This window comes from Rhodoferax sp. (genome assembly GCF_018780565.1).
Taxonomy (GTDB): Bacteria; Pseudomonadota; Gammaproteobacteria; order Burkholderiales; family Burkholderiaceae_C; genus Rhodoferax.
Window position 1 is genome coordinate 209,390 of sequence record NZ_JADMJN010000010.1, and the last position, 22,659, is coordinate 232,048.

General features: G+C 60.4%; 19 protein-coding genes and 1 riboswitch. Of the genes, 12 read left to right on the forward strand and 7 right to left on the reverse strand.

Annotated features, from left to right (window positions below; translation table 11 throughout):
- Nucleotides 1-23: 23 nt before the first annotated feature.
- Nucleotides 24-1,895 (reverse strand): DNA helicase RecQ, encoded by a 1,872-nt coding sequence (recQ, locus tag IV109_RS15030; protein WP_296698119.1) that lies wholly within the window; start codon nucleotides 1,893-1,895, stop codon nucleotides 24-26.
- Between the two features lies 1 nt (nucleotide 1,896).
- The gene (locus IV109_RS15035) at nucleotides 1,897-2,289 is read right to left on the reverse strand and encodes a rhodanese-like domain-containing protein (RefSeq protein WP_296698122.1); all 393 of its coding nucleotides are present in this window, start codon (nucleotides 2,287-2,289) and stop codon (nucleotides 1,897-1,899) included.
- Nucleotides 2,290-2,384: 95 nt separating this feature from the next.
- Between IV109_RS15035 and IV109_RS15040 the strand changes: the two genes are divergently transcribed.
- The 3 genes from IV109_RS15040 (at nucleotide 2,385) to IV109_RS15050 (ending at nucleotide 7,281) form a co-directional block, all read left to right on the forward strand.
- A complete protein-coding gene (locus IV109_RS15040; protein WP_296698125.1) occupies nucleotides 2,385-3,431 on the forward strand; it encodes a homocysteine S-methyltransferase family protein in 1,047 nt (348 codons plus the stop codon).
- A gap of 69 nt (nucleotides 3,432-3,500) precedes the next feature.
- A riboswitch (S-adenosyl-L-homocysteine riboswitch) is annotated at nucleotides 3,501-3,572 on the forward strand.
- A 23-nt stretch (nucleotides 3,573-3,595) separates the two neighbouring features.
- Entirely contained in the window at nucleotides 3,596-6,352 is a 2,757-nt protein-coding gene (gene metH, locus IV109_RS15045) for a methionine synthase (RefSeq protein WP_296698128.1), read from the forward strand.
- A gap of 167 nt (nucleotides 6,353-6,519) precedes the next feature.
- Complete coding sequence (locus IV109_RS15050; protein WP_296698131.1) at nucleotides 6,520-7,281, forward strand: glycine zipper 2TM domain-containing protein; 762 nt, start codon at nucleotides 6,520-6,522, stop codon at nucleotides 7,279-7,281.
- Nucleotides 7,282-7,296: 15 nt separating this feature from the next.
- Here the strand turns inward: IV109_RS15050 and IV109_RS15055 are convergent, their stop codons facing one another.
- Nucleotides 7,297-8,514 carry an MFS transporter gene (locus IV109_RS15055; protein ID WP_296698133.1) on the reverse strand — a complete coding sequence of 406 codons (1,218 nt, stop codon included), beginning with the start codon at nucleotides 8,512-8,514 and terminating at the stop codon, nucleotides 7,297-7,299.
- A 269-nt stretch (nucleotides 8,515-8,783) separates the two neighbouring features.
- Between IV109_RS15055 and IV109_RS15060 the strand changes: the two genes are divergently transcribed.
- On the forward strand, nucleotides 8,784-9,125 hold the full coding sequence (locus tag IV109_RS15060; protein ID WP_296698135.1) for a hypothetical protein: 342 nt from the start codon (nucleotides 8,784-8,786) through the stop codon (nucleotides 9,123-9,125).
- On the opposite strand, the gene IV109_RS15065 is transcribed toward IV109_RS15060, so the two are convergent.
- The gene (locus IV109_RS15065) at nucleotides 9,099-10,643 is read right to left on the reverse strand and encodes a YifB family Mg chelatase-like AAA ATPase (protein WP_296698136.1); all 1,545 of its coding nucleotides are present in this window, start codon (nucleotides 10,641-10,643) and stop codon (nucleotides 9,099-9,101) included. The two genes, IV109_RS15060 and IV109_RS15065, sit on opposite strands and share 27 nt — an antisense overlap.
- Before the next feature lie 201 nt (nucleotides 10,644-10,844).
- On the opposite strand from IV109_RS15065, the gene IV109_RS15070 reads away from it, so the two are divergent.
- From IV109_RS15070 to IV109_RS15105, 8 genes are all read left to right on the forward strand, one after another.
- Nucleotides 10,845-11,609, forward strand: a complete 765-nt coding sequence (locus IV109_RS15070; RefSeq protein ID WP_296698139.1) for a TorF family putative porin — start codon at nucleotides 10,845-10,847, stop codon at nucleotides 11,607-11,609.
- A 26-nt stretch (nucleotides 11,610-11,635) separates the two neighbouring features.
- On the forward strand, nucleotides 11,636-11,974 hold the full coding sequence (glnK, locus tag IV109_RS15075) for a P-II family nitrogen regulator (protein WP_296698142.1): 339 nt from the start codon (nucleotides 11,636-11,638) through the stop codon (nucleotides 11,972-11,974).
- Between the two features lie 31 nt (nucleotides 11,975-12,005).
- The gene (gene amt / locus IV109_RS15080; RefSeq protein ID WP_296698145.1) at nucleotides 12,006-13,559 is read left to right on the forward strand and encodes an ammonium transporter; all 1,554 of its coding nucleotides are present in this window, start codon (nucleotides 12,006-12,008) and stop codon (nucleotides 13,557-13,559) included.
- A gap of 104 nt (nucleotides 13,560-13,663) precedes the next feature.
- On the forward strand, nucleotides 13,664-14,530 hold the full coding sequence (locus IV109_RS15085) for an aldose 1-epimerase (protein ID WP_296698148.1): 867 nt from the start codon (nucleotides 13,664-13,666) through the stop codon (nucleotides 14,528-14,530).
- A complete protein-coding gene (locus IV109_RS15090) occupies nucleotides 14,527-15,447 on the forward strand; it encodes an SMP-30/gluconolactonase/LRE family protein (protein ID WP_296698151.1) in 921 nt (306 codons plus the stop codon). The genes IV109_RS15085 and IV109_RS15090 overlap by 4 nt, the downstream gene beginning before the upstream one ends.
- 76 nt (nucleotides 15,448-15,523) lie before the next feature.
- The gene (glcE, locus tag IV109_RS15095) at nucleotides 15,524-16,684 is read left to right on the forward strand and encodes a glycolate oxidase subunit GlcE (protein ID WP_296698155.1); all 1,161 of its coding nucleotides are present in this window, start codon (nucleotides 15,524-15,526) and stop codon (nucleotides 16,682-16,684) included.
- A 28-nt stretch (nucleotides 16,685-16,712) separates the two neighbouring features.
- Nucleotides 16,713-17,981: a glycolate oxidase subunit GlcF gene (glcF, locus tag IV109_RS15100; protein WP_296698159.1), complete on the forward strand. Its 1,269-nt coding sequence runs from the start codon at nucleotides 16,713-16,715 to the stop codon at nucleotides 17,979-17,981.
- A 92-nt stretch (nucleotides 17,982-18,073) separates the two neighbouring features.
- Nucleotides 18,074-18,544 (forward strand): hypothetical protein, encoded by a 471-nt coding sequence (locus tag IV109_RS15105; protein ID WP_296698162.1) that lies wholly within the window; start codon nucleotides 18,074-18,076, stop codon nucleotides 18,542-18,544.
- Nucleotides 18,545-18,579: 35 nt separating this feature from the next.
- Here IV109_RS15105 and IV109_RS15110 read toward each other — a convergent pair whose 3' ends face one another.
- From IV109_RS15110 to IV109_RS15120, 3 genes are all read right to left on the reverse strand, one after another.
- Nucleotides 18,580-18,858, reverse strand: a complete 279-nt coding sequence (locus tag IV109_RS15110) for a hypothetical protein (RefSeq protein WP_296698169.1) — start codon at nucleotides 18,856-18,858, stop codon at nucleotides 18,580-18,582.
- Between the two features lie 82 nt (nucleotides 18,859-18,940).
- Nucleotides 18,941-21,145, reverse strand: a complete 2,205-nt coding sequence (locus IV109_RS15115; RefSeq protein ID WP_296698174.1) for a dehydrogenase — start codon at nucleotides 21,143-21,145, stop codon at nucleotides 18,941-18,943.
- 61 nt (nucleotides 21,146-21,206) lie between these two features.
- Nucleotides 21,207-22,475 (reverse strand): iron-containing alcohol dehydrogenase, encoded by a 1,269-nt coding sequence (locus tag IV109_RS15120; protein ID WP_296698177.1) that lies wholly within the window; start codon nucleotides 22,473-22,475, stop codon nucleotides 21,207-21,209.
- Nucleotides 22,476-22,659: the final 184 nt, after the last annotated feature.

Below are 22,659 nucleotides of genomic sequence, written 5' to 3' on the forward strand. Positions count from 1 at the left end.
GCAGGTGATAACGCCTGGCGGGCTCAGGCACCCCCGACCACGCGCAGAACTTCGTCACCGTAGGCTTCCAATTTCTTGGCACCAATACCGCTGATACCCTGTAAATCACCCAGCGATTGCGGCGCACGTTCTGCAATCGCAGCCAGTGTGGCGTCATGGAAAATCACGTAAGCGGGCAGATTGTGTTCACGAGCTACTTCGGCGCGCCAGGCTTTCAGGGCCATGTAACGGTCCTGCCCTTCGGTATCCAATGAGGCCGGCACTTTGGCGGCGGCACCGATAACGGAACTGCCGCGCCTGGCCTTGCGCTCGGCCGGACTGGAGACTGACGCACGCAACTGAACCGGCACCTCGCCCTTGAGCACGGCACGCGACGCATCGGTCAGCTGCAGCGTATTGAAAGCCTCGGCATCTACCGTGACCGCACCGATGGCGATAAGCTGGCGCAGCACGCCGCGCAACTGCACTTCACTCAAATCAGCGCCAATGCCAAAGGTGCTTAGCGCTTCATGACCACGCTGCGCCACCTTCTCTGTGCTTTTGCCACGCAGGATGTCCATGATATGACCTGCGCCGTAGCTGATGCCCCCCATCTGCTGGACGCGGTAAATGGTGCTGAGCAGTTTGCGGGCGGCCTCGGTGCCATCCCACACCTCAGGCGGACTCAGGCAGTTGTCGCAATTGCCACAGGGCTGGCTGGCCTCGCCAAAATAGGCCAGCAGGCGCACGCGGCGGCAATCGGTCGCCTCGGCCAGGCCCAGCAAGGCGTCCAGCTTGCCCCGCAAGCCCTGCTTGAATTCTTCACCGGCGGGGCTCTCATCGATCATGCGGCGCTGATTCACCACGTCCTGCAGGCCGTAGCACATCCAGGCATCGGCGGCCTCGCCATCGCGCCCGGCACGGCCGGTTTCCTGGTAATAGCCTTCAATATTCTTGGGCATGTCGAGATGCGCGACAAAGCGCACATCCGGCTTGTCGATGCCCATGCCAAAGGCAATGGTGGCAACCATCACCACACCTTCACTGCGCAGAAACTGATCCTGATTGGCCTGGCGAACCTTGGCATCGAGCCCGGCGTGGTACGGCAATGCGGCAATGCCCTCATCGCACAGCACATTGGCAATATCTTCCACACGCTTTCGGGACTGGCAGTAGACAATGCCCGCGTCGCCCATGTGTTCACGCGAAATGAAACGCAGCAGCTGTTGCGTGGCATCCTTTTTCTCAACAATGGTGTAGCTGATATTGGGGCGATCAAAACTGCTGACAAACTGACGCGCCTCCTGCAGCTGCAGCCGTTCCAGAATGTCTTCCCGCGTGAGCGCGTCAGCGGTGGCGGTGAGCGCAATGCGCGGCACGCTGCCATAGCGCTCATGCAGCACGGTGAGTGCGCGGTACTCGGGCCGAAAATCATGGCCCCACTGGCTCACGCAGTGGGCCTCGTCAATGGCAAACAGGCTCAACTGCCCGCGCTCATGCAGAAAATCCAGCTGCGCTAAAAACCGCGGCGTCGTCACGCGTTCGGGCGCAGCGTACAGCAGCGTGATGTCACCACGCATCAATCGTTTTTCAACTTGTGTGGCTTCCTCGCCGCTCAAGGTGGAATTGAGAAACGCTGCGCTCACCCCCGCCTCGTGCAGGGCGCCCACCTGATCGTGCATCAGGGCGATCAGCGGGGAAATCACCACGGTGATGCCATGGCCAGCTTGCTGGCGGGCAATGGCGGGGATCTGGTAACAAAGGGATTTTCCGCCGCCGGTGGGCATCAGCACCAGGGCATCGCAGCCCTCCACCACATGTTCAATGATGGCCTGTTGCGGACCGCGGAAATCGCCGTAGCCAAAGACCTCCCGCAGAATGGCGTGACAAGCCGGCAGGGTCGAAGATGCACCCAATCTACATCTGCTCCCAGGGCAAACCGTCAAAACGCCAGCCATTCAGGGTGGAGCGGTGAAAGTGGTCGTCAAGTTCGCCTTCAAAACCATGGATCACGTTGACAACGTCGGTAAAACCTGCGGCCTCCAGAGCTCGCCCGGCATCAACAGTGCGCTTGCCGCTGCGACAAATCAGGATGACCGTGCGCGCCTTGTCCCCCGCTTCACGCTCGACCGCTGCCACAAAACCGGCTGGATCGGGGTGTAAATCGGGGTATTCGTACCAGGCAATGGTGTGAACACCCGGTGGGCGCCCTACGTACAGGGACTCGATTTCCATGCGCACGTCTACAAACAGGGCGTCGGGCTGCTGCTGGATCAGGGCCCAGGTCTCTTTGGGGAGAAGATTTTTCATACCCCCTATTGTCCGGGGAAATTGGCTGCGGGCGTTCCGGCTCAATGTCCCTGTCGCAGGAACACCAAGGCCCGGCTCCCTACAATCGACTAATTATGAAACCCATCCATTACACCCGCGCCCAAGCCCTGCCGGAAATTCTGGCCAACCGCATTGCCATTCTGGACGGGGCCATGGGCACCATGATTCAGCGCTTCAAGCTGGACGAAGCGCAGTACAGGGGTGAGCGCTTCAAGGATTTCCACAAGGATGTGAAAGGCAACAATGAGCTGCTGTCACTCACCCGCCCGGACGTCATCTCCAGTATCCATGAGCGTTATCTGGCCGCCGGTGCGGACCTGATCGAGACCAACACTTTTGGCGCCACCACCGTTGCACAAGCCGACTACGACATGGCCGACCTCGCCCGCGAGATGAACCTGGCATCGGCCAGGCTGGCACGCGCCGCCTGCGATAAATACTCCACCCCTGACAAACCCCGCTTTGTGGCCGGTGCTGTGGGGCCAACGCCCAAGACCGCCAGCATCAGCCCTGACGTCAATGACCCGGGGGCGCGCAACGTCAGCTTTGAAGAGCTGCGTGCCGCCTATTACGAGCAAGTCCAGGCTTTGGTCGAAGGCGGCAGTGATGTGCTGCTGGTGGAAACGATTTTCGACACCCTGAACGCCAAGGCGGCGCTGTATGCCATCGATGAATACTTCGAAGCCTCCGGCGAACGCCTGCCCCTGATCATCAGCGGCACAGTGACTGACGCGTCCGGGCGCATTTTGAGTGGCCAGACCGTGACCGCCTTCTGGTACAGCGTGCGCCACGCTCAGCCGCTGGCTATCGGGCTGAATTGCGCCCTGGGTGCCGCCCTGATGCGCCCCTACATCCAGGAACTGAACCGCGTTGCGCCTGACACCTTCATCAGCTGCTACCCCAACGCAGGTCTGCCCAACCCGATGTCGGACACCGGGTTTGACGAGACCCCGGATGTGACCTCGCGTCTGGTGCGCGAGTTTGCAGCAGAAGGTCTGGTCAATATCGTGGGTGGTTGCTGCGGCACCACGCCCGAACACATCGCCGCCATCGGCCAGGCGGTCTCGCCACTGGCCGCACGATCGCTGCAGCGCAGTTTTTTTTACAAAGAAGCCGCGTAGGACCGCCCCGTTAGCTCGGGGTTTGGCGAGAGGTCGAAGGAATCGGCCGCAAACGCTTTAAAATCTGCCGTATCCAAGGAGCGTTGCAGCGGGAAGCTTATTGCCCGTCAGGCTTGGATGTTCCAACGACGCTCACCTGATTGCTGTTTTTACAGGTGAGATCCATGTTTTCTAGTTCTTTACCACCCATGATGCTGTCCGGTCTGGAGCCGGTCACCGTGGATGCCAGTTCGCTGTTCATCAACATTGGTGAGCGCACCAATGTGACGGGTTCCAAAGCCTTTGCCCGCATGATTTTGAACGGCGAGTTTGAACAGGCGCTGGCCGTAGCGCGCCAGCAGGTGGAAAACGGTGCGCAGATCATCGACATCAACATGGATGAAGCCATGCTGGACAGCCAGGCCGCCATGGTGCGCTTCCTGAATCTGATTGCCAGCGAGCCCGATATTTCACGCGTACCGATCATGATCGACTCCAGCAAATGGAGCGTCATTGAGGCGGGACTGCGTTGTGTACAGGGCAAAGGCATCGTCAACTCGATCAGCATGAAGGAAGGCGTGGAGCAGTTCAAGCACCAGGCCAAACTGCTGCGCCGCTATGGTGCCGCCGCCGTGGTGATGGCTTTTGACGAAAAAGGACAGGCCGACACCTACCAGCGCAAGATCGAAATCTGCGAGCGCGCCTACCGCATTCTGGTGGACGAGGTGGACTTTCCGGCCGAAGACATCATCTTCGACCCCAACATCTTTGCCATTGCCACCGGCATTGAGGAGCACAACAACTACGCGGTGGACTTCATCGAAGCCACGCGCTGGATTAAGCAACACCTGCCCGGCGCCAAGGTGAGCGGTGGCGTATCCAACGTCTCATTCAGCTTTCGCGGCAACGACCCGGTACGCGAGGCCATCCACACTGTGTTTCTGTACCACGCCATCCAGGCGGGCATGGACATGGGCATTGTCAATGCCGGCATGGTCGGTGTGTACGACGATCTGGAGCCGGTGCTGCGCGAGCGCGTGGAAGACGTGGTGCTCAACCGCCGTCCCGATGCGGGCGAGCGCCTGGTGGAGATCGCCGAAACCGCAAAAAGCGGCGCCAAGGACGAGAGCAAGAAACTGGAGTGGCGCGGCACGTCCGAAGCCCCTGCATCGGTGGGCGCGCGTCTGAGCCATGCGCTGGTGCACGGCATCACCGACTTCATTACCCAGGATACCGAAGAAGCCTACCGCGAAATTCTGGCCAGGGGCGGCCGTCCGCTGCACGTCATCGAAGGCCCGCTGATGGACGGCATGAACGTGGTCGGCGACCTGTTTGGCCAGGGCAAGATGTTCCTGCCCCAGGTGGTGAAGAGTGCGCGCGTGATGAAGAGCGCCGTGGCGCATCTGCTGCCCTACATCGAGGCCGAGAAGGCCGCGATGGTGGAAGCCGGCGGCGAAGCGAAAGCCAAAGGCAAAATCGTGATTGCCACAGTCAAGGGCGACGTGCATGACATTGGCAAGAACATCGTCACCGTGGTCTTGCAGTGCAACAACTTTGACGTGGTCAACATGGGTGTGATGGTGCCCTGCCACGAAATCCTGGCCCGCGCCAAGCTCGAGGAGGCCGACATCATCGGCTTGTCGGGCCTGATCACACCCAGCCTGGAGGAGATGCAGTATGTGGCTGGCGAAATGCAGAAGGACGATTACTTCCGCGTCAAGAAAATCCCCCTGCTCATCGGCGGAGCCACCACCAGTCGCGTACACACCGCCGTCAAGATCTCGCCGCACTACGAAGGCCCTGTGGTCTATGTACCCGATGCCTCACGCAGTGTGAGCGTGGCCCAGAGCCTGCTGGGCGAACAAGTGGGGCAGTACCTGGACGAACTCAACGCGGACTACGATCGGGTGCGGCATCAACACGCCAACAAGAAGCAAACGCCCATGTGGCCGCTGGCCAAGGCCCGCACCAACAAAACGCCGGTTGACTGGGCGCACTACACCCCCACACGACCTAAATTTCTGGGCCGTCGGGTCTTCAAGAATTTTGATCTGGGCGAGCTGGCCCGCTTCATCGACTGGGGGCCATTCTTCCAGACCTGGGATCTGGCCGGACCCTTCCCCGCCATCCTCAAGGACGAGGTCGTCGGCACCGAAGCGACGCGCGTTTATGCCGACGCCCAGAGCATGCTCAAGCGCCTGATGGAGGGCCGCTGGCTGACGGCCAACGCGGTGATGGGTCTGTACCCGGCCAACTCGGTCAATGACGACGACATCGAGTTTTACACCGACGAAACCCGCACCGAGGTCGCCATGACCTGGTATGGCCTGCGCCAGCAAACCGAGAAGCAGGTCATCGATGGCGTCATGCGGCCCAGCCGCTGCCTGGCCGATTTTGTCGCGCCCAAGTTCGATGCCGCTGGCAAGCCGACGGGCATTGCGGACTACGCTGGCGTATTCGCCGTTACCGCAGGCATCGGCGTGGACAAACGGGAAAAACTCTTTGCAGAGGCTCACGACGACTACTCGTCCATCATGCTCAAGTCATTGGCCGACCGACTGGCAGAGGCGTTTGCCGAGTACCTGCACCACCGCGTGCGTACCGATCTGTGGGGCTACGCCGCACAGGAGGCGCTGGGCCCTGATGAGCTGATTGCAGAAAAGTACAAAGGCATTCGCCCGGCACCCGGCTATCCGGCTTGCCCTGACCACAGCGTGAAGAAAGACCTGTTTGACTTGCTGCAATGCGAAGACATCGGAATGGGTTTGACCGAGAGTTTGGCCATGACGCCGGCAGCGAGCGTGAGCGGCTTCTATATCGGGCACCCGGACAGCGTGTATTTCAACGTGGGCAAGATTGGTGATGACCAGCTGAAGGACCTGGCCACTCGCCGGCGCATGGACGAGCGCACACTGCAGCGTCTGTTAGCCCCGAACCTGTAGGCTGGCTGATGGCGTCGACCCCGGCGCTTTACGCATCGTTACAAACCAGACATGCTGGCATGCCATGTCTGGTTTACCTTTGGCGCTGTCGAACGTTACTTGCTGGCAGATGAGCAAGAACTGCGATGTGTCCGCACCCGTTTCGGGTCTTTACCAAGGAAAACACGATGAGCGCCACTCTTCAAACCTCACCAACCGGAACATCCGCCACCAAGGGCCTGTGGGCCGCTGTGGGGGTACTCTCGGTCGCCGTTTTGGCCATGGGTGCAACACTGATTTACATCCAGACCCCGCCTGGCGAGCCCCACTTGGCGGTACTGCCCGCAACGGCACCGACTGCGGCCGCCAACCTGCCGGCAGGACCTGCTTCAGCGTCAGCCCCGGCCATGTCCGTCCAGAGCGTCAAGACGGAGGTATCAAAAAAGCCTGCCGGCTCGGCGAATCATTCGCCCGTCGCAGCCAGGTCGGTCGCCCAAACTGCCCATGCCACAACCGGTTCCTCAACCAGTTCATCACAGACGCCAGTTGCCGCACCCACGTCTTCTGACACGTCCGTTGCAGGGCACCAAACCATGGCAAGCGTGCCCAAGGCCATTTGCGGCAACTGCGGCACGATTGAGTCCGTCACACCCATCCAGCGCGACGGTGCTGGCAGTGGCGTGGGGGTTGTGGCCGGCGGTGTACTTGGCGCGGTGGTGGGCAATCAGGTCGGTGGCGGCACAGGCAAAACCCTGGCCACGATCCTGGGCGCCGTAGGCGGTGGGGTTGCGGGCAATGCCGTCGAGAAGAAGATGAAAAAGGAAACCGTGTTTCAGGTACAGGTACACATGGAAGACGGCAGCACACGCACCCTGGAGCAAGCCACCGCCCCAACGGTGGGCGCCAAGGTGATTGTCGAAGGCACGAGCCTGCAACCAGCCAGCCGTTGATGGCGCGCCGGGCCCCTAGCCGTGACGGGCCGGGGAAACCCGCTGCGCCAGCATCAGCGCACCCACACCCACCAGGCTGAAGGCCAGCAACATCCACAAGCCGTAGGTGTAGCCCGATTGAGCTGTCCACATCAGTCCGAGGGCAAGCGGTGCTGCCGCCCTGGCCAAAGCCAGCGGCAAGCCCATCACGCCATTGAGGGTTGCGACGTGATCGCGATTGACATACTGTGCCATCGCCGTGCCCTTGACAATGGTCAGCATACCGTTGCCCATGCCAAACATCAGGACAAACAGCAGTACGGCCCACATCTGGCCGTCAACAAGCAGCGGGGCTGCCAGCAATGCGACCAGTCCAATCGGAATAAGGCCGGGAATCAGACGATTGGCCAGGTGCAAATCAAAGTGATGCTCAAAGAAAAACAGCAGCAAGCGTCCAAACACCTGAATCACGCCAATACTGGCCGGGATGGCAATCACCCAACGCTCACTCATTCCATGTTCGCGCAGCAGGCTCACCATATGTGCCGGCAAAGCGACCGACACGGCTGTCATCAGCATCACGAACAACCCGATCAGCAAAAACGGAGCACCCCGAATAATGCCGAACACCCCTTGAGGGACGATCCTGCCGCCCGATGGCTTAGGTGTGGCCGGGGCTCGCGGCGCCCTGCGCAAGGTGATGGCGTGCAAGGGCGCACACACCAGCAGATGCAGCACACCCAGACCCATCAGCGCCTGGCGCCAGCCCCAGGCCTCAATGGCAGCAGCCGTCAGCGGGATGAACACTGTGCTGGCCAAGCCGCCAAGAAATGTCATCGTGATGATGGCGCGGCGAAAATCGCCGGGAAACCGGCGGGTGACCACCGCAAACGCTGGCGAGTACAACACGCCAGCCATGGCCGCACCCAGCCCGGCCCAAGCCAGATAGAAACCGGCCGCGCCACTGACCGTACCCTGCATGGCCAGGCAAACACCGGCAAGTACCGAGCCCGTGGTCATGACGATGCGCTCATACCCCCGATCAATCAAGCGGCCAACCGGATACGCCAACAAACCCTCGACCAGCAAGGCGATGCTGAAAGCCAGTGAGGACTCGGCGCGACTCAAACCCAGTTCGCGTTCCACGGGCTCCATGATCAGCGAGAAGGTGTAAAAAATACTGCCCCAGCCGATCAGCTGTGCAAGCGACAACCAGCCAACGAGACGCCGATCGTAATGAGCAGAACTTTTCATGACGGGATTATGTCAAACCTCGACAGCAAATTCAGTCTTCACCCCTCGTCCAATCTACGCAATCAGCTATTGATTTAAGAGCACGCAGATCGACGGAGCAGGCACTGTTACAAGTTAACACCAAATATTACGGAATAACCTTCGCTTTAATGGTGAAATCCTTAGCGCTAGAGCTTTGCCACGCGGAAGTCACCTCCATTTTCCAGCCCTACCCGGCGCTTCGGGTTGCAGGGAATTCGCAGACCCACAATCCTTGAGCCCTTGAATACATGAGTTGGAAAAAGTCAAAGTTTGCATCCAGCCTGATGAGCCTGTTTGGAGAGTCCGCACCGGATTTGAAGACTGAAGGCCGAATCAAGGATATTCGTCAGGCGATGCTGGACTGCTGCGCGGATTTGGGAGAGAGCGAGGACATCGCAAGAGTCTGGGGGCGCGTGCTTTATGCGCCGGACATCCAGGCACTTTGGTATCTGCGCAGTGACGTGATGACCTTGCTGGCCAGCCGGCTTGGCGAATCCATTGCCCGCACGCGCGTGCATGCCATCACCGGCATGTTCAAAGGGTTGCTGCCGTCAGCCCAGAAATCACGCCCCACCCGCCTTTGCAAGTGAGCGGCGGTATTGCATGGCTTCTGCCACATGCGTAACCTGGGTGTTGCGGGCACCTGCCAGATCGGCAATGGTGCGGGCCACCTTCAGGGCGCGATGGGTGCTTCGGGCTGACCAGCCCAAACGGGCCGCAGCAATGTTCAAAAACTTGATGGCCGCATCGTCGAGCAATAAGTGGGTATCGATTTCCCGACCCTGCAGGGCCTGATTCGACTTGCCCTGCCGCGCAAAGGCGCGCTCCCGGGCAAGCGTGCAACGCTCGCGGATCAGTGCCGTAGATTCTCCCGGACTGGCCTGCATCAAATCAGCAGGCAGCAGCGCGGGCACTTCAACATGCAGATCAATCCGGTCGATCAGGGGGCCGCTGAGCTTGCCCTGGTAACGCGCCACCTGGTCAGGGGTGCAACGACAGGACTTTTGGGCAGATCCCAGATAGCCGCAGGGGCATGGATTCATGGCGCCAATCAGCTGAAAGCGTGCTGGAAACTCGGCCCGCCTGGCCGCGCGCGAAATCGTGATGGTGCCCGATTCCAGCGGCTCGCGCAGGGCCTCGAGGGCCGCGCGGGGAAACTCGGGCATTTCGTCCAGGAACAAGACCCCATGGTGCGCCAGCGAAATTTCTCCGGGGCGCGGAGGTGAGCCCCCACCCACCAAAGCGACGGCGCTGGCCGTGTGATGCGGACTGCAGGTAGGCCGCTGCGCCCAGCGTCCCAACGCAAAGCGCCCGCACAAGGAAGCCACCGCCGCAGTTTGCAGTGCTTCGTCGGTCGTCATGGCGGGCAACAGGCCCGCAAAACGCTGCGCCAGCATCGACTTGCCGGAGCCCGGTGGCCCCATCAGCAACAGGCTGTGCCCGCCCGCAGCGGCAATTTCCAGTGCACGTTTGGCACCCAATTGGCCCTTCACATCGGCCAGATCGGGGTACTGCATTGCACTTGACTGGGGCATTGTGGTGACGCGAGACCACCCGGAGACGGGTTCCGGCGGCGGCGCATCGGCCCCTTGCGGTAAAAAATGCTGGACCACGTCCAGCAAATGACGGGCGCGGTACACCTGGGCATCAGGCACCAAAGCGGCCTCTTCTGCACTATCGGGGGGCAATACCAAGCGAGTCACGACCTGACCCGCATGCAAGGCCAGGCTCATGGCCAGTGCACCACGCACCGGGCGCAGTTCACCGGAGAGGGATAACTCCCCCGCAAACTCATGGCCCGCCAGCCGGGCCGCATCAATTTGACCACTGGCCGCCAGGATGCCCAGCGCAATCGGCAAATCGAAGCGCCCGGAGTCCTTGGGCAGGTCAGCCGGGGCGAGATTCACTGTAATCCGCTTATTGCCAGGGAATTCCAGCCCGGAATTCTGGATGGCCGAGCGCACCCGTTCGCGAGCTTCCTTGACCTCCACATCGGCCAAACCGACCAGCGTGAAGCTGGGCAAGCCATTGGCCAGATGGACTTCCACCGCGACGGCCGCCGCACCCAGGCCAATCAACGCGCGGCTCTGCACCAAAGACAGACTCATAAGGATTCCTCTCCAAAAGGGTGCGGGAGAAACATCCCCACGCCGTCTTAAATGCACCACGCCGGTGCAAGCTGTATTTTTATACAGCTATCTTACCGCAATCTCGATACGGCAAAGTACAGGGGCGAGGCAACATTTGGAGTACGGGCTGGCACGGTCTATGCGTATGACCTGTATTCCTTAACCCCGTTGGAGAACTTCATGAACCTAAAATCGAAATCCTCACTTGCTCTGACAGTCCTGCTTGCCAGCACCGCCACGTTTGCACAAACCAAGGCACCAGAGCCTGACTACACGCTGTCCTATAACGTAGGCGTTGTCAGTGAGTACCGCTTCCGCGGCATTGCGCAGACCTCATTCGACCCTGCGGTCCAAGCTGGCGTCGACTTTGCCCACAAGAGCGGCTTCTATGCCGGCGTCTGGGGTTCCAATATCAGCTGGATCAAGGACTATGTAGGTACCCCGGCCGATGGCGGATTGGAAATCGACCTGTACGGCGGCTACAAAGGTTCCATAACCAAGGACCTGTCTTTCGACGTCGGCGTCATCATGTACCAGTATCCAGGCAACACCGCATCACGCGTGACAACGAACGCCAACACGACCGAAGTCTATGGCGCCCTGACCTACGGCCCCGTGACCGCGAAATACAGCCAGGCCACCAGCAACTTCATCGCCAACAACAGCAGTGCGGGCAGCGCCTACTTTGAATTGGCCGCCACCTTTGACCTGGGCAATGGCTTTGCGCTGACACCACACGTGGGCCGCCAGACCATCCCGAATGTTGCCAACAACGCCGGTGATTACACAGACTATTCGCTGACGCTGACCAAGGACTTCGGCAACGGCCTGAGCGCCTCTGTGGCCGCGATTGGCACCGACGCCAAAGACGCCTTCTACAAGGTTGCACCCCGTGACAACCTGGGCAAAAGCACCGTGGTTGTCGGTTTGAAGTACAGCTTCTGATCACCGCTTCAATTTGAGGAGAACCCATGAAACTCGTAACCGCCATCATCAAACCCTTCAAGCTGGACGAGGTGCGTGAAGCGCTTTCCGCCATCGGTGTGCAGGGCATTACCGTGACCGAAGTCAAAGGTTTTGGACGCCAAAAGGGTCACACCGAGCTGTACCGCGGCGCAGAGTACGTCGTCGACTTTTTGCCCAAAGTCAAGATCGAGGCCGCCATTGCCGATGAGCTGGTTGACCGTGTCATTGAAGCGGTTGAGGCCGCAGCACGCACCGGCAAAATCGGCGACGGCAAGATTTTTGTCTATAACCTTGAACAAGTCGTACGCATCCGCACCGGCGAAACCGGCAAAGAAGCGCTGTAAGGCCTCGTACAACAGACATGAGAACACTGACATGAAAAAACTATTAGCCTCTCTTACGCTCGGTTTAAGTCTTTTGGCAGGCGGCGCTGCCGCACTGGCACAAGCTCCGGCGGCGACGCCCGTTGCTGCCACAACGGTCGAAGCCAAGCCCGCTGAAGCAGCTCCTGCGGCGGCGGCTCCCGCCGCACCTGCTGCAGCCTCAGCAGCCCCTGCGGCACCGGCCACAACCGCTGCGGCAGCGCCCGCACCGGTCCCCAACAAGGGCGACACGGCCTGGATGATGGTCTCCACCCTGCTGGTGATCCTCATGACCGTGCCGGGCCTGGCACTGTTCTATGGCGGCCTGGTTCGCTCCAAGAACATGCTGTCGGTCCTGATGCAGGTGATGGTGACGTTCTCGATGATCGTGGTGCTGTGGTTCATCTATGGCTACAGCCTGGCGTTCACCGAGGGCAACGCCTTCATTGGCGGCTTTGACCGGCTGTTCATGAAAGACATCTGGGACAACGCAGCGGGCACCTTTGCCAACGCGGCGACCTTCAGCAAGGGCGTGGTCATTCCCGAAATCGTGTTTGCCGCCTTCCAGGCCACATTCGCCGGCATCACTTGCGCACTGATCGTCGGCGCCTTTGCCGAACGCATGAAATTCTCCGCGGTGCTGATGTTCATGGTGCTGTGGTTCACTTTCAGCTATGCGCCTATCGCCCACATGGTGTGGTTCTGGATGGGTCCAGACGCTTACGGCACCAAGGAAGTGGTTGACGCCATGAACGCCAAGGCGGGTTATCTGTGGCAGACCGGCGCGCTGGACTTTGCTGGCGGCACTGTGGTGCACATCAATGCCGCTGTGGCGGGCCTGGTTGGCGCCTACATGGTTGGCAAGCGCATCGGCTACGGCAAGGAAGCCATGGCACCGCACAGCCTGACATTGACCATGGTCGGCGCATCCCTGCTGTGGGTGGGCTGGTTCGGTTTCAATGCCGGCTCGGCGCTGGAAGCCAATGGCTTCGCTGCGCTGGCCTTCATCAACACCTTTGGTGCAACGGCTGCTGCCGTACTGGCATGGTGCGTGGGTGAAGCACTGATGCGTGGCAAAGCCTCCATGCTGGGTGCCGCCTCGGGTGCCGTTGCAGGCCTGGTGGCCATCACGCCAGCAGCCGGCAATGTGGGCATCGGTGGTGCTCTTGCCATTGGCGCCATCGCCGGTTTTGCCTGCTTGTGGGGCGTGAACGGTCTGAAGAAATTGCTGGGCGCTGATGACTCGCTGGATGTGTTTGGCGTGCACGGCATCGGCGGTATCGTCGGCGCACTGCTGACCGGCGTGTTCAACTCGCCAGCCCTGGGCGGCCCAGGCTATGTGGCCGACTGGGTCACAGCAACCATGGTGACCGGTGCCGACTTCTCCATTGGTGCGCAAGTGCTGGTGCAAGCCAAGGCGGTGCTGACCACCGTGATCTGGTCCGGCGTCGTGTCCTTCCTTGCTTTCAAGATCGTTGACCTGACCATCGGGCTGCGTGTGAGCGAAGAAGACGAACGCGAAGGCCTTGACATCACGTCACACGGCGAAACTGCTTACAACCGTTAAGCACGAATTACTCCAGGGACTTTGCCCACCCGAGCCTCAGGCTCCGGTGGGCTTTTTTACGCCTCACGGTGGGTGCACAATGGCGTCAAGGAGGCCGCCAAACCATGACATCCGCTATCCAACTATCGTGCAATACTTTTCGATGTGAGATTGCCCCTGCCCTGGGTGGCTCCATTGCCGGCTTGTGGCTGGGCGACATCCCGGTGCTTCGCTCCACAGCCGCCGGGCTCCTGACCACAGTGCGACAAGCGGGAAGCTACCCGCTGGTTCCTTTTTCAAACCGGATGGGCCACGCCACCCTCAAATGGGCAGGCACCAGCCACCCGCTGGTACGCACCACCGCCGACGAACCCCATGCCATTCACGGCGTAGGCTGGCTGCGACCGTGGACGGTTCTGGAAGCGGACCCTCAATTTGCCCTTCTCGCCTATGAACACAAGCCGGACGACACTTGGCCCTTCGCATTCGATACCTCGCAGGCCTTCCGTCTGAGGGCCAATGAACTGGAACTGACGCTGAGCATCACCAACCAGTCCGCTGTGGCGACACCGGTCGGACTGGGCTGGCATCCCTGCTTCGTCAAACGGCCCCACAGCCATATCGCCTTTGAAGCCAGCGGCCGCTGGGAAATGAATGCCGATAAGCTGCCGACACACCGCGTAGCAGTGCAAGGCCTGGATGCCGATTGCGCAGCACTCGACGTCGACCATTGTTTTGATGGCTGGGCTGGTGCAGCGAGTCTGCGCGATGCCCAACTGAGCACCCGCGTCACCTCCAGCCTGCAGCGGCTGGTGGTGTTCACCCATGCCGGCAGCGACTGCATCACGATGGAGCCGGTCAGCCATGTCAACAATGCGATCAACCTGATGGGGGCCGGCAGCGCCAGTGCCGATGCACTGGGCGTGAGGGTGTTGCAGCCTGGCGAATCCATGTCGGCAGAAATGAGCATCCATGTGGAAAAGTCTGAATGAGCGAGGACTGTTTGGCGTGGCAAAGCGTCACCACCCAACCCTGCGCGCTGGGTGAGTCACCGTTCTGGCACCCGCAGGAGCAAAGACTGTACTGGGTGGATATTGCGGGCCGGCAGATTCTTCGTACCCAAGCAGGGGCCACCTCCGTCGACACCTGGGACATGCCCGAAGAGCCCGGCTGCATAGCCCCTGCGGCCGGCGGTGGACTTGTGATTGCCATGCGCCACGGCGTGTTTCGGACACCCGGGTGGCAGGGGCCGCTGCAACGCATTGCCCAACTGGATTACGACCCAACGCACATGCGCGCCAATGATGGCAAGTGCGACGCCGTGGGGCGCTTCTGGATCGGCACCCTGGACGAAACCAAACTGGCCCACAATGCGGCACTGTATTCGCTGGATTGCCGTCATGGCCGCACGCCGCTGATCGAACGCAAGGCCGACCAGGCCACCACGGCCAACGGTCTGGCATGGAGCCCCGACGGGCGCACCCTGTATTGGGCCGATACAGCCCGCCACGTGGTGTACGCCTGGGACTTTGACGTGCAAACCAACACCCTGGGCGCGCAGCGCATTTTTCAACAGTTTGAGCCCAAGCCCGCCGACGGGCTCGCCCCCTACCGGGGCCGTCCGGATGGCGCAGCGGTGGACGTGCAGGGCAACTACTACGTCGCCATGTACGAAGGACGCCGCGTCTGCAAGTTTTCACCCGGTGGCACCCTGCTGGCCGAATTCTCGACGCCGGTGCGCTGCCCCACCATGCCGTGTTTTGGCGGCGCCGATTTGCAAACCTTGTACATTACCAGCGCGCGCCACAAGCGCAGTGCATCAGAGCTCCTGACCTATCCCCTGTCGGGCTGCGTGTTTTCGATGCGCATGGAGGTAGCGGGTTTACCCGTGAACTTCTTTGTCGACTAATTTTTTGCACCCAAAGGTTTCAAAAAATTCAAACCACGGGCATCCGTCGCCCCTTACCATTTGACGCATGCATGCCATGGACTTTGCGCTTCTCCAAATCACCGACCGTATTCGAGCGGCCCTCACGGATGGCGCGCCGCTGCGAATTCGCGGCGGTGGCTCCAAAGACTTCTACGGCCAATCCTTGCAGGGCGACGTGCTGGATGTCAGCACTTTGCGTGGCATCACGAATTACGAACCCAGTGAACTCGTTGTCACGGTCCGCGCGGGAACACCCCTGGCGGAACTGGAAGCCGCGCTGGCCGAGCGCGGCCAATGCCTGGCGTTTGAACCGCCCAGCTTCATAAACTCATCCTCCGGTCAAAGCACCGCCACCTGCGGCGGCATGGTTGCCGCAGGCTTGAGCGGCCCGGCCCGGGCCAGTGCGGGTGCCGTGCGCGACTTTGTGTTGGGCGTCAACTTGCTCAATGGACGTGGCGAACTGTTGACCTTCGGCGGCCAGGTCATGAAGAACGTAGCCGGCTACGATGTCTCGCGCCTGATGGTCGGCGCCATGGGAACGCTGGGGATTCTGACCGAACTCTCACTCAAGGTACTGCCCGGCGCCCCCGCAGAGGCAACCCTGATGTTTGGCGACCTCGCGCAACAGCAGGCCCTGGACCTGCTCAATCGCTGGGGTGGTCAGCCACTGCCGCTCAACGCCAGCTGCTGGGTACGGGACGACACAACCCAGCCCGCGCGTGAATTCCTGTTTGTGCGTTTGCGTGGCGCCGTGGCTGCGGTCGAGGCAGCCTGTCCACGCATGATGGCTGATGTACAGGCGGTGGGCGGCGACGCCGTGCGCATGGACAACGCGCAAGCCGGACCCGACTGGCAGGCCTGCCGCAACCAGAGTCTGCCGTTCTTCACAGCACCGGCACCCGAACTCTGCTTATGGCGCTTGTCCGTACCACAAACTGCACCAGCCCTGAACCTGCCTTACGCGCAACTCGTTGAATGGCATGGTGGCCAGCGCTGGCTGTGGGCCCCGATAACGGCGCACACCCAATTGCGAGAGCTGACTGCCCAGGTTGGCGGGAGTGCTACGCTTTTCACAGCATCAAAGTCAATTGATACGGGGGAAATTCACCGATTCAGTTCCTTATCAACGCCATTGCGCCATATCCATCAACGCCTCAAGGCCGAATTCGATCCGGCGGGCATCTTCAACCGCGGTCGCCTCTACGCCGACTTTTAACAACGCCCGCCTATCCAGTCGCCCACTGATGCAAACCCATCTCGCCCCGGAATACAAAGGCACCGCCGACGGTGATGCAGCCGAAGCCATTCTGCGCAAATGCGTGCACTGCGGCTTCTGCACCGCCACCTGCCCGACCTACCAGTTGCTGGGCGATGAGCTGGACGGACCCCGTGGGCGGATCTACCTGATGAAGCAGGTGCTGGAGGGCGAAACCCCCACACGCAAAACCCAGGCCCATCTGGATCGCTGCCTGACCTGCCGCAACTGCGAAAGCACCTGTCCATCCGGGGTGGACTACGGTCACTTGCTGGATATCGGTCGCAAGCTGGTTGATGCCAAGGTGCCGCGCCCGCTGGGGGAGCGTGCGCTGCGCTGGGCCTTGAAGGAGGGTTTGCCATCGCCGCTGTTTGCCCCCGCCATGAAACTCGGGCAAATGGTTCGTCCCTTGATGCCGGCTGCACTGAAAAACAAGGTCCCTCCCAAACAGGATGCGGGACGCTGGCCCACGCAAACCCATGCACGCAAGGTGCTGATGCTGGCGGGCTGCGTACAGCCGGCGATGATGCCCAACATCAACAGCGCAACCGCTCGCGTACTGGATGCCGCTGGTATCCAGACTGTGATTGCAGCGAAAGCCGGTTGTTGCGGTGCCGTGAAATTCCACCTCAACGACCAGGATGGCGGCAAAGCCGAGATGCGTGCCAACATCGATGCCTGGTGGCCCTACCTGCAAAGCCGTTCCGGCGATGCAGGGGTTGAGGCGATCATCATGAACGCCTCCGGCTGTGGTGTCACCGTCAAGGAATATGGCCACATCCTGCGCGACGATCCGGTCTATGCCGACAAGGCCGCACGCATCAGCGCGTTGACCAAGGATTTGAGCGAATGGTTGCCGGAACTGGTCTCCAAACTCAAAGGCCGCGTCGCACGTGCCACCAGCGGCCAGGCCGGAAAGATCGCGTTCCATCCACCCTGCACTTTGCAGCACGGTCAGAAGCTGCGCGGTGGCGTGGAAAGCCACCTGCAGGAACTGGGCTTCGAGGTGAAAGTCACAGGCTGCGAATCGCATCTGTGCTGCGGCTCGGCCGGCACCTACTCGGTGCTCAATCCTGACCTGTCGTACCAACTGCGCGACCGCAAGCTCGGCAACCTGGCCCAGACCTTCCAGGCAGGTAGCCCGGATCAGATTGTGTCAGCCAACATAGGCTGCATCACACACCTGCAGAGCGGCACGGACACACCTGTGCGGCACTGGGTCGAGGTGCTGGATCAGGCGCTGAGCACGACCCCGTGACCGACTGAACCAGGTGGCGCTGCGGGGTAGCGCAGCAATCTTGCCTACAGCATGGGCATTTGTTATATTGCGCCAACCGCTACTTCAACACCATGGATTCGGCCGAAGAAACCAACCATCCGGCTCCGCACACATCGGGGGGCTCGACTGAGGCTCCCGACATGTCGGTGCAGGCCAAGGAATATCTTGCTGCGTGCATCAACGATCTCTGGCAAGAGTTTGAGACTCAGGCACAGGATATGTCCTGGATGGCGCCAACGCACCGCGCCGTACCCTCGCAGGCATTGGGTCGAATCAAGTCAATTTGCCAGCACATACCCGAACTCTTTGGCGCCATGCAGGCGGTTGGCGCGACCCATTCAGCCGTGCCGCGTGAAGCCCTCGCCATGGCACTGAAGAAGTTCCGCGTCGATCTGGATCCGTATGAATGCAAGGAAGTGGTGACCATGCTTGCCGGCATCGCCAACGGCGGACGATCCGGCTTCGATTCGGTCATTCGCAACAGAAAGAAGGGGGGCGCTGCCCCAGCCTCTGCCTTGCCTTGGGGCGCCGGGTCGGAATAAGGCCTGGGTGCCTGGACGCCAACTTGTCGATCAGCTTAGCCGCCGCGGCATTCGCGCCCAACCTTCTGACCAGCTTCGCCACCTGTGGCTTGAGGGTTGCCCTTGACCTTGCCCGAGGACATCAAGCTCGTGACCGCTTCCGTGGATGCTTTGCGAATGCCCTCCGGGCCTTTTTGGCAAAGCGACTTTAGATCGGGATTGGAGGCCTTGATCGAGGCCACCACAGCATCCACTTCCGCCGGATCCGCTGCGGGCTGCGCAAACGAAGGCGCAAGCGCAAGGGAGAAGGACAAAAATGCAATTTTTCTAATCATGAGATCTCCTTGGGGTATTGAGCATATGGGGCAGTATGCAGCGTCTGGCAGCCATTCCCGGCGCACCGCCCACGTCAGTCTATTAGACCTTTACAGCCTTGAGCGCCTTGCTGACAGCGGCTTTCCGGACCGCTGGCTTCTTGGCCACGGCCTTGGGCGCCACCGTCTTCGAGGCTACCTTCCTGGCTGCAGTCTTGACCGTCGCCTTCTTCGCCGGGGCCTTTCTGGCAACTGCCTTGACGACCTTGGCCGGGCTGGCACCCTTCCAAGTCAGGCGCGCCTTCTTGGCCAGTGTCACGACCTTGGCGATGTCTTCGTCGGAGAAAACACCCTTGACGCCCGAGATGGCCGCCAGCTTCATACCGTGCTTCAAGCCCAATTTGTAGATTTCCTTGACCTTTTCCCATTCGGTGTCACGTCCGATGGTGAAGACTTCAAAGCGGCCTTCCAGCGCCAGCACCACGGTTTCTGCCAGGCAGGCAAAAATCACGTTGTCAGGCAAGCCGATGCTCTTCATGTTCACCTTGGAGGGCAACTCAATCTCGCCCGACTCGATCACCAGCACGTCAGGGCGCTTGGCCACCTCCTTGGCCGGCAGGTCCAGCGGGCGCGCCACATCGGTGATGACGCAGCCTGGTTTGACCTTCATGATGTCAAGGATCTCCTTGCCAGCACCGGAGGTCGACGTGACGATCATGTCCATGTCCGCCAGCAAATCGTTGTAGGCGATGGTAGTGAACACCTTGGCACCGGGCGTCTCCTTCAGGATGGAGGCCTTGAGTTCGTCAAGCTTGCTCAAGGTGCGACCGGCCAGATAGACCTCGTCAAAGGTCATGGCGAGCAGGCGGGCGCTGACTGAACCAATGGAGCCTGAAGCACCAATGACCATGGTCTTGGCTGCTACCTTGCCGTTCTTGTCCTTGCTTACCAAACCCATGCGGCGCATGGCGTCGGCCGCCGCCCACAGCGCCCCCGACGCCGAATAGCTATTGCCTGTGGTGATAGGGATGCTGGAGCGGCGCGCCACAGTTACACCTGCATCGCCCACCACCTTGGTAAAGGCTCCCAGCCCCATGATCTGCGCACCTTTTTTCTCGGCCATCTTGGCCGCCAGCAACAGCCGGCGGTAGGTGAACTCGGGGCTGCGCGAGAGCATTTCTTTGGGTGTGCCGCCCACCGAAATCAGCCAGCCTTCGGCCTCTGCGCCGGTCGGTGAAATGATGTTGTCCATCTTGCAGTAGACAAAGGGCGGCATGTGCGCGGCCAGCCGCTCCACCTGGTCCATCACAAACTTGGGCGTGGACGCGGGAATAGGAAAACCCTTCTTGATGTAGTCCTGACTCAGGGGATGCACCACAAAGGCAAAACGGCGAATGTTGCGGAACTTGCCCGTGGGGTGCAGCAGGCGCGGCTGAATGTCCAGCTCAGTCAGGATTTCATCAAAATCATCGTCAGAGACTTCCTCGGAGGGTTTCTCCAACGCTGCCAGAATCATGGCCTCCAGCGTGTTGATGCCCACCACTTTTTCAAACAGTTTGGGCGAGACATCGATCACCAGATTGACCTTGCACTTGGTGAAAAAAGCCAGCCGTTCATCATCCACGGCCGATGTAATGAGGGTCTTGCCCTCCAGATTGGCGGCATTGCCCACAGCCTTGATTTCCGCAAAGGTACCCACCACCACATGCGATTTGGCAACCGCGCTACCCAGGCGCTGGTTTTTGAACCCCGCCAGCGAGGACTCCAGCATCTGCCCGGGGCGCCCGCCCAGCATCAGTTCGCTGCCCTTGGCATAAAGCTCCAGTTGCTCCAGCGAACCCAGCATGGCCGGCGTGCCGGTTTGTACCAGCGCGTCGGCAAAGCTCAGGTTCTTGGTGTAGTCGGACATGGCCACCGCCATGTCGTAGTTGCGCATGCCCGAGAGAAACAACACCAGGTTGTTGTTGAAGTAGCTGCCCAGCTCCTTTTGCACATGACGCACGGCGCGCACTTGCAACAGGCGTCGAAGGGTAGCGCCCGTGGTGACCGGCACACGGGTCACGACATTGGTCAAACGTTGGGTTTCCTTGTTGGTGACCGTTCGCAGACCCACGTGATAGTGGTCGCTGATTTCCCCCAGGCCGATGGCATCGGCAGTGGCCTGGTGGCGGCGCATCAACTCCCAGGCTTTGCCCGTGTCCTGATCGGCGCCCAGACGACGCACTGAAAAGCTTTGACCCAAGAAATCGGTCTTGAACTCAAAATCCTGCTTGGACGAACCAAGTGTCACCGTCACTACTTTTTTCATGAACTTCATCCTCTTTATTTTTTCAACCAGACCACTCAATCAACTCACATCCCGCCAACGCTCAAACGGCTTTCCTGCGCCGCGGTGATGGTGCGGGTTTTTTCGCTTTGGGCAATACCTGGCGAATGATGTCTTCACACACCGCCTGCGTCATGTAACGCGGCACGGGATAGCCGGTATGCGCCTCATGGCAGGCAGCCTTGGCCAGTTCGGGAATATCGGCCTCACGCAGGGCATCCAGACAGGTCGGAATGCCGAGGTCTGCATTGAGCTGGTCAATGGCGTCAAGAAACTTTTGCGCCAGCACCTCGCTGGATTCATCCTCGTGACCGACCTTGGCACGCAGTGCCAGCAAGGCCAGGCGCTCGGTGATAACCGGGCTGGAATACTTCAGCACAAAGGGCAGCATGATGGCATTGGCAAGGCCATGCGGCGTGTGGTACAGCCCACCGAACTGGTGCGAGATGGCATGCACGTACCCGACATTGGCGCGGGTAAAGGCAAAACCCGCGTAAGTCGAGGCCAGCGCCATTTTTTCGCGGGCAGCCAGGTTTTTACCGTCCTTGTAGGCCACCCGCAAATTTTCAAAGATCAAACCCACTGCCGACAAGGCCATGCCGTCTGAATAGGGCGTGGCCCAGTTTCCGACAAAGGCCTCGATGGCGTGGGTCAGCGCGTCCATACCGGTCGCGGCAGTAATGGACGGCGGCAGACCCGTCATGAGCAAGGGGTCCAGCGCTGCCATCTTGGGCACGATGCGAGGATCGACGATCACCAGTTTCTTGTGCGAATCAGGGTCCGAGATGACGGCAGCTACGGTGACTTCGGAGCCCGTGCCCGCCGTGGTGGGCACGGCATAAATTTTGAGGGGAGCACGCAAACCCTTGAAGTAGCCTGCCAGTTGACGGGGATGCTTGTTGTTCGCCACAGCCACGGCAATCGCCTTGGCTGCATCCATCGAAGAGCCGCCGCCAAAGGCCACGATGGCATCACAGTCATGCGCTTTGCAGAAATCAATGCCTTTTTCAACCAGGGGAATGGGTGCATCGGGCGTCATTTCGTCGAACACCACGAACTGCGCACCGCCTGCGGTCAAGGCATCCGTCAGGTCCTTGAGCAAGCCCAATCGGGAGACATTGGTGCCAGTGACGATCAGAATCTTGTGGTGACCAAAACCCGCAATCGCCTGCCCGAGCCTGCCGCTGGAGCCGGGGCCGACCAACAAGGTGGGTTGGGGAATGGGAATGAACCGGGTCACCAGTCCAGCGCCCCGCATCAACGCCCCCAAGCCAGCAGCGCGAACCGAGTCGCTCATCAAGTTGGAAATCAAGAAATCTCTCCTTGGCAATTTGCTAAAGACTTGCAGCATATTACGCCTTTGATGCCCATGGTTGGGGCAACACCTTAAACACGGGCAAACCCTGATGGTGCGGGCTGCCACCCAGCGCAGGATAGACCGACTGAACGGGACGCCCGGGTAAAATTGGGCCTATCTGCCATCGCGAATATGAAGG

What these genes read in the sequence shown, in the direction of transcription:
- IV109_RS15035 (WP_296698122.1), bottom strand. Translation starts at nt 2,289, where the DNA reads ATGAAAAATCTTCTCCCCAAAGAGACCTGGGCCCTGATCCAGCAGCAG.
- IV109_RS15040 (WP_296698125.1), top strand. Translation starts at nt 2,385, where the DNA reads ATGAAACCCATCCATTACACCCGCGCCCAAGCCCTGCCGGAAATTCTG.
- metH (WP_296698128.1), top strand. Translation starts at nt 3,596, where the DNA reads ATGTTTTCTAGTTCTTTACCACCCATGATGCTGTCCGGTCTGGAGCCG.
- IV109_RS15050 (WP_296698131.1), top strand. Translation starts at nt 6,520, where the DNA reads ATGAGCGCCACTCTTCAAACCTCACCAACCGGAACATCCGCCACCAAG.
- IV109_RS15055 (WP_296698133.1), bottom strand. Translation starts at nt 8,514, where the DNA reads ATGAAAAGTTCTGCTCATTACGATCGGCGTCTCGTTGGCTGGTTGTCG.
- IV109_RS15060 (WP_296698135.1), top strand. Translation starts at nt 8,784, where the DNA reads ATGAGTTGGAAAAAGTCAAAGTTTGCATCCAGCCTGATGAGCCTGTTT.
- IV109_RS15065 (WP_296698136.1), bottom strand. Translation starts at nt 10,643, where the DNA reads ATGAGTCTGTCTTTGGTGCAGAGCCGCGCGTTGATTGGCCTGGGTGCG.
- IV109_RS15070 (WP_296698139.1), top strand. Translation starts at nt 10,845, where the DNA reads ATGAACCTAAAATCGAAATCCTCACTTGCTCTGACAGTCCTGCTTGCC.
- glnK (WP_296698142.1), top strand. Translation starts at nt 11,636, where the DNA reads ATGAAACTCGTAACCGCCATCATCAAACCCTTCAAGCTGGACGAGGTG.
- amt (WP_296698145.1), top strand. Translation starts at nt 12,006, where the DNA reads ATGAAAAAACTATTAGCCTCTCTTACGCTCGGTTTAAGTCTTTTGGCA.
- IV109_RS15085 (WP_296698148.1), top strand. Translation starts at nt 13,664, where the DNA reads ATGACATCCGCTATCCAACTATCGTGCAATACTTTTCGATGTGAGATT.
- IV109_RS15090 (WP_296698151.1), top strand. Translation starts at nt 14,527, where the DNA reads ATGAGCGAGGACTGTTTGGCGTGGCAAAGCGTCACCACCCAACCCTGC.
- glcE (WP_296698155.1), top strand. Translation starts at nt 15,524, where the DNA reads ATGGACTTTGCGCTTCTCCAAATCACCGACCGTATTCGAGCGGCCCTC.
- glcF (WP_296698159.1), top strand. Translation starts at nt 16,713, where the DNA reads ATGCAAACCCATCTCGCCCCGGAATACAAAGGCACCGCCGACGGTGAT.
- IV109_RS15105 (WP_296698162.1), top strand. Translation starts at nt 18,074, where the DNA reads ATGGATTCGGCCGAAGAAACCAACCATCCGGCTCCGCACACATCGGGG.
- IV109_RS15110 (WP_296698169.1), bottom strand. Translation starts at nt 18,858, where the DNA reads ATGATTAGAAAAATTGCATTTTTGTCCTTCTCCCTTGCGCTTGCGCCT.
- IV109_RS15115 (WP_296698174.1), bottom strand. Translation starts at nt 21,145, where the DNA reads ATGAAAAAAGTAGTGACGGTGACACTTGGTTCGTCCAAGCAGGATTTT.